The organism is Vaccinium witches'-broom phytoplasma str. VAC, assembly GCF_000309405.1.
Lineage (GTDB): Bacteria > Bacillota_I > Bacilli_A > Acholeplasmatales > Acholeplasmataceae > Phytoplasma.
In genome coordinates, this window is sequence record NZ_AKIN01000055.1 from 1 (window position 1) to 6,451 (window position 6,451).

Below are 6,451 nucleotides of genomic sequence, written 5' to 3' on the forward strand. Positions count from 1 at the left end.
AAAAATTAAAACAAAAAATCAACTTATTACAACAAATGATTCACAAAATAGAAAAGCTAGATAAAAAAATTATCTTTAATTTAGTAAGAAAATTTCAAAATGATTTAAATTTAACCACCATTTTAAAAACGATTCAAACTAAAAGGAGCACTTATTATTATTGGTTAAAAGTGAAAACCAAACTCAAAGAAAAACAAGAACAATATCTTTTGCAACAAAAACGTATTGAATCTTTATGTCAAATGCATGAATATTTCTTCGGTCATCGGAAAATTACTGATTTATACCAAAAAGTCTTTAATGAACCCATCACTAAGAAAAAAGTTTATCTCATCATGAAAGAAAATAATATTTGTTGTCGTTTAAGAAGCAAAAAAAATAAATATTGTTACAACAATAACCTTAAAACTAATTTAAAAGTAGCGGATAATTTAATTAAGCAAGACTTTAAAACGACCCAACCGATGCAAAAATTATTTACCGATATTACTTATTTTCATACCAATGAAGGTTTTTTATATTTTTCTTGTATTATCGACTCTTTTAATAATCAAATAGTCGCTTCTCATGTTTCTCATCACCAAAATAAGGATTTAATTTTAAACACTATCAAAAAAATTCCTAAACTAAAAAATTCTTGTATTATCCACTCTGACCAAGGTACAGTTTATCAATCTTTAAAAATCCAACACACTTTAACCAAAAAAGGATTTTCAATTAGTATGTCGCGCAAAGCAACCCCTCGTGATAACGCTATTATCGAAAACTTATTTGGCCAAATGAAAAGTATTTTATTCAATCGCGATCCTTTTTTATTCCAAAAACCAATGACAAAAATAAAAAATATCATTAACCAATTTCCTAATTTTTGGAATCAAAAATGGCCTTTAGCTAAATTAAACTATCTTTCACCTATCCAATATGTACAAAGTTTAAGATAAAAGAATTAAAAAAACTTTTAAAAACAGACCTTTTAAAAGGTAACTTTTTTGCGCCTTTTTTTCAATAAAATGATCTTATTAATAAGAAAATGTATTTTCTTTTCATTTTGTATATGAGTTTTTAACTTTTTTTACCTAACTATATAGTGAAGGGATAAAATATTAGTATAAATATCTTTTGAAACTAGCCAATTATAAAAAAAAATTAGACACTTTTTTCGTCTAATGAAAATACTTTGTTAGTTTGAAAAGATATGAAATTATCACTTAATTTTAAGTTTTAAAGAATAATTTTAAAGACAAAAGTTGTCTAAAAAAAAGAAACAGCGCACTTTTTATATTGTAAAAATATAGTTGATAATATGTAAAAAATACAAAATAACACTTATATTCCTAATATTTCTTGTTGTTGGATTAAAAGTTCTTCTCCTTTATGGGTTAAATGTAATTTTTCGCCTTCTAATTGAACATAACCTTCTTGAAATGTTTTTTTTAAACATTTTTGATAAAAAGAAGAAGACCATTTTAAGGATTTTTGGGTTTGAATAATATTTTCTTTTTTTTCGTGGTTTTGGATATGAATCAATAAGTTAATCATCCCAAAATATTTTCTTTGTTTATTCTTTTGGATTAATTTGGTTATTACTCCATTTTTGGTTTCAAAAATAAAGAATAATAAAAAAATTAATAACATCGCTGAAGAAATAGCACCTGATAAAGTCATATTAAACCAAATACCCGCACTATAACCTACAAAAACTCCTAGAAAAGCGAAAAACATAGAAAATAAAACACTACTAAATAAATTTTTAGTAATTAATAAAGCGGTAGCCGCAGGTGCGATAAAAAAGGAAATCATTAGTATAGAACCCGACATTTCAAAGGCGGCTACGGATGTTGCGGAGACTAAAGTGATTAAAATATAATTGATTAAAGTAGGATAAAAACCTAAAGAAACAGCTAAATTTTTATCAAAAAGAGATAATTTTAATTCTTTATAAAAGACTAGGCAAAAGAATAAATTCAGTAAAAAAACAGATAAAATAATTTTAATTTTACTGCTATTTATGAATTCTAAACTACCAGTAAAAACGGCGTCAATATCTAAATGAGCATCACGAATATAAATAGTTATGATAAAGACTGCTAAAGCGAATAAAAAAGCAAAAGTAATTCCAATAGCTGCATCTTCGTTAATTTTGCTATGTTGAGAGAGGATATCGCTCAAATAAGATGTAAAAACACCTATTAACGTAGCTCCCATGATTAAATAAGGAGAATTAAGATCCCGCACTATTAAAAAAGTTAAGACAATACCTAATAAAACACTGTGACTAATAGCATCAATTACCATCGGCATTCTTTTTAAAATTAAAAAAACACCTAAAATAGAGGCAGCCATAGCTGTTAAAACTGCGATAAAAAAACTATTAAAATCAAAATTATTGCTAAATTCGGAAAAATTATTAATCATGAAATTCCCCTTTCATTAATTTTTCTACTAATTGTTGCCCTTTTACAGTTAAAGTAATTTTTTTTTGATTATAAGCGAGGTATTTTTGTTCCAAAAACGAAGCTTCTACGGGATAATTTTCATGTTCTATTTGTTGATCTTTTTGGTTATAGATATGAATCAAAAATTTATATTTTTTAATTTTTTTTTGATATTGGTTACTTTGTAAACGGGTTTTTAAAATACCATGTTTAGGGGCCAAATATAAAGAAATAAAAACAAATAAAGATAAAAAGATTGTAATAATCGGACCAGTAGGAACATGCGGCCAACCTATATCAATAACGCTAAAAATAGTGCCTAAAAAACCAGCTATTAAGGAAAAAAGAGAGGCTAAAAAAATATTTATTTTTAATTTATCACTCCATTGTCGGGCAGATATTGCAGGAGCAATGATAAAAGCGCTCATTAAAACAATTCCAGCAATCCTTAAACCAATAATAACAACAGTTATGGTTAAAACATTAATGATTTTTTTCATTATTTTAGCATTAAATCCAACACTTTGAGAAAAGGAAGGGTCAAAAATAAATATTTTTAATTCTTTTTTAAACACATAAATAAGGGTTAAAACCAAAAGAGCAATTATACACACCGTATATACATCTTTGTTAGACATAGAAGCTATTTGCCCAAGGGTTAATTTTTCTAATTGAGCGATAGAAGGATTGGAGTTTTTTTGTTGTATAATAGATAAAAGCATCTGTCCTAAACCAAAAAAAGCCGACAGAATTAAAGCCAAAATAGCGTCATATTGGATGGGTGAATTTTTTTTAATCATTTCTATTAAAGATAAAGCTATTATAGATATTATAAAAGCTCCTATGATTAAAACTAATATGCCGGGTTGTTTGGCAGAATCATCTCCCATAATTAAACCATGTACAAAATAAGCTAATACGATTCCTGGTAGAGAAACATGAGATAAAACATCTCCTACTAAAGCTTTTTTATTTAAAACCACAAAAACGCCTAAAATAGCCGCAGATAAACCTAAAACAGCGATACCAATTAATTGATAACTAATATCATTAATTAAACGAAAAATTTCCATCATTTATCAGACTCCTCTTTAGAATTATTGGAAAATTTTTTAAAAAAATCAAATTGATAAGTTTTTTTAAGGTTTTCTGGAGTAAAAACCTCTTTAACTGGTCCACTATTGATTTTTTTCACATTTAACAAAGTGACGTAATCAAAATAGTGTGTAACCGTATTTAAATCATGATGAACCACTAATACTGTTTTTCCTTGATTTTTCAACTCTTTTAAAACTGACATAATAGCTTTTTCTGTTTTAGAATCGACCCCTTGAAATGGTTCATCCATTAAATAAAAGTCTCCTTGTTGAGCTAAAGCTCTGGCTAAAAAAACTCTTTGTTGTTGACCGCCAGAAAGTTCGGAAATTTGGCGATCTTTTAAATCTAGCATTTCTACTTTTTTTAAAGCCTCTAAAGTAATTTGTTTATCTTTTGTTTTAGGTCTTTTAAACCAACCTAAAGAACCATATCTACCCATTAAAACAACTTCAAAAACGTTAATAGGGAAATCCCAATCCACAGTATTTCTTTGCGGAACATAAGCTATTTTTTTATAAATTTGTTGATATTTTTGGTTATTAAATAAAATTTCTCCTGATACTTTAGGAATTAAATTTAAAATAGCTTTTAATAAAGTGGATTTCCCTGCTCCATTAGGTCCGATAATGGCCATTATAGAACCTGGGAAGATATCTAAATCAATATCCCATAAAACCGGTTTTAAATGGTAAGCCACCGTTAAATCTTTAATAGTAATAGCTCTTTTTTTATTCATTTATTCAGTTCCTTTATAATTATTTCGATATTATGTAAAAATGTTTGTAAATAATTTAAATTAGCATTTAAAGAGTCGGAAAATAAACCGTTTTCACCTTCACACATTTTAATGTGATAATCGCCTTTTCCTACCATTTCTTTTAAACTTTGTAATGTGTTGTTTGTCATTGAACTTTCGGTAAAAATGGCTTTTATTTGTTTATCTTTAATGTTTTGAGCTATTCTTCTAATGTCGCCAATACTAGCTTCTGTTTGAGTAGAAGTGCCTTGGATAGCTTCTATTTCTAAGCAAGCTACTTTTCCAAAATAAGAAAAAGCATCATGAGAAGTGACTAAATATCTTTTGTTTTCGGGTATACTTTGTAATGTTTTGATAGCTTCGTCTATTTTATTAATTACTGTGTTTTTATAATTTGTGAAATTGTCATTTAAAATACCTTTAGCTTTTGTTTTTGTTTCGCCGTCTGTTTTTTCAGTTTTATCAATTAAGTTTTTTATTTCTTCTTTTAATAATTCTCCGACTTCCATCCATAATTCGTAATTAAACCATATATGCGGATCATCTACACCATCATGTTGTATTATGTGGTTATTTGGATTTTCTTTCAATTTTTCTCCAACATTAAATAATTTATCTGGCTTTTCTTCAGAAATTAATAATTGAAAAGCTTTTTCCATGTTAGCTTCTAAATGGAGCCCATTTATCACTATTAAATCACTTTGTAAAATAATCAAACGATGGTTAGGGAGAGGTTTATAATTATGAGGATCAACGCCTACTCCCATCATAGGTTTTTTTAATTCTAATAAATTATCGATCAATTGGTTATTTGGTGACTTTTTATCAGGAATGTTATTGTCGTTAAATTTATCATATAAAATATGCTGTGTTAAATCGTATAACATATTAGTTGTGGTCACGATGGTTTTTTTATTCTTTTGGTTGATTTTTTGTTTATTTTGTTGTTGTATAAAATAAACAGAAGACAAAAAAACTAAAACAATTAAAATTGTTGAAATAACGAATACATTAATTTTTTTCATTTTTTTTCCTTTTAGTATTTGAAAATATTTTTATGCGGTAAATGTGAATTATTTTTAATTTAACAGCTTTTTTTGATCTATTGTGGGGATTGATATATATAGTATTGCTTGAATGTTCAAAAGAGAAAAACAATTATCGCATCAAAAAAGCAACATTCATACAATTTATATTTATCCCCTTTATGGATTAAAAGGGATATTTTATATTTTTTTCGATATGTCAGATTCGGAAAGGAAATTTTTGAATCAAAAATGAGGGCATTTATAAAAAAAGATAGTATTATTAATATAAAAGCGGAATTAAATTTATAATTTTGTGGTGTATTTTAACATATTTTAGGTTATATCGTAAGAAAATGAATTGTTAATTCGTGGTTATAAAAGGTAATTGTTTTAAAAGATTTGTTTCAGTTTTAAAATTTTTTTTAATAACTGATAATAACTAATAAATAAACCTATGATGCTTTAATAGATATTTTTTTGATAAATTAATCTAATAATGTGATTAGAAAAAAATCTATTTTGTTGGAACTTAATGATTGTTAATGATTAATTATCTCTAAAAAAAGGATTATATTGTTAATAATGAGATTTATTTTAAATAATTTATACGTTGTTGAAATTACTACATTTTTATTATACTCTTTTTTTGTTTTTAAAAACATTTTTTTTAACAAAAAAGAGATATTGAGCAACATTTTCTTTATTAAAAGCTGATTCCATCTTGATGCATTAACCTCTAATACAGTTTTTCCAAGCTTTAAAGGTGTTAAACAAAAAAACCTCTATCTCCTCACCTCTTAAAAACAATTATCTTCTTTTACGCCTTAAACACTAATATATCAACTTCCATCATATAAAAAAATTTAAAAAAAGTAAATTAAAAAGTTGACTTTTAATTTTAAAAGTTTATAATATAGACATAAATATAAACTTTTAAAAATATAAAAAAAGTAATTAAAAGTTGATATTTATAATATATTATACAAAAATTGTTTTTCGTAACAAATTCAATCAAAAATGTTGATTAATGAAGGATGAAGGATATTAACTTATTTCTAATTCTTTTCAAATTACGATATTACGATATAGAGAAATGCTTGTTTAATTATATGTTTTATTGGTAAAATAAAAAA

The 6,451-nt window shown here is 25.7% G+C and carries 5 protein-coding genes; 1 reads left to right on the forward strand and 4 read right to left on the reverse strand.

From position 1 onward, the window contains the following. Positions 1 to 941, forward strand: a 941-nt coding sequence (locus tag RI68_RS01600; protein WP_017193512.1) for an IS3 family transposase, incomplete at its 5' end; no start/stop codon positions are given. Between the two features lie 385 nt (positions 942 to 1,326). Here RI68_RS01600 and RI68_RS01605 read toward each other — a convergent pair. The 4 genes from RI68_RS01605 to RI68_RS01620 are packed head-to-tail and all read right to left on the reverse strand — an operon-like array spanning position 1,327 to position 5,315. Then, positions 1,327 to 2,415 carry a metal ABC transporter permease gene (locus RI68_RS01605; RefSeq protein WP_017193513.1) on the reverse strand — a complete coding sequence of 363 codons (1,089 nt, stop codon included), beginning with the start codon at positions 2,413 to 2,415 and terminating at the stop codon, positions 1,327 to 1,329. After that, complete coding sequence (locus RI68_RS01610; protein WP_017193514.1) at positions 2,408 to 3,511, reverse strand: metal ABC transporter permease; 1,104 nt, start codon at positions 3,509 to 3,511, stop codon at positions 2,408 to 2,410. Before RI68_RS01610 ends, RI68_RS01605 begins: the two co-directional genes overlap by 8 nt. Next, positions 3,508 to 4,269 carry a metal ABC transporter ATP-binding protein gene (locus RI68_RS01615; RefSeq protein ID WP_017193515.1) on the reverse strand — a complete coding sequence of 254 codons (762 nt, stop codon included), beginning with the start codon at positions 4,267 to 4,269 and terminating at the stop codon, positions 3,508 to 3,510. Before RI68_RS01615 ends, RI68_RS01610 begins: the two co-directional genes overlap by 4 nt. Next, positions 4,266 to 5,315 (reverse strand): metal ABC transporter solute-binding protein, Zn/Mn family, encoded by a 1,050-nt coding sequence (locus tag RI68_RS01620; RefSeq protein ID WP_017193516.1) that lies wholly within the window; start codon positions 5,313 to 5,315, stop codon positions 4,266 to 4,268. Before RI68_RS01620 ends, RI68_RS01615 begins: the two co-directional genes overlap by 4 nt. Between the last annotated feature and the right edge of the window lie 1,136 nt (positions 5,316 to 6,451).

What these genes read in the sequence shown, in the direction of transcription:
- RI68_RS01605 (WP_017193513.1), bottom strand. Translation starts at nt 2,415, where the DNA reads ATGATTAATAATTTTTCCGAATTTAGCAATAATTTTGATTTTAATAGT.
- RI68_RS01610 (WP_017193514.1), bottom strand. Translation starts at nt 3,511, where the DNA reads ATGATGGAAATTTTTCGTTTAATTAATGATATTAGTTATCAATTAATT.
- RI68_RS01615 (WP_017193515.1), bottom strand. Translation starts at nt 4,269, where the DNA reads ATGAATAAAAAAAGAGCTATTACTATTAAAGATTTAACGGTGGCTTAC.
- RI68_RS01620 (WP_017193516.1), bottom strand. Translation starts at nt 5,315, where the DNA reads ATGAAAAAAATTAATGTATTCGTTATTTCAACAATTTTAATTGTTTTA.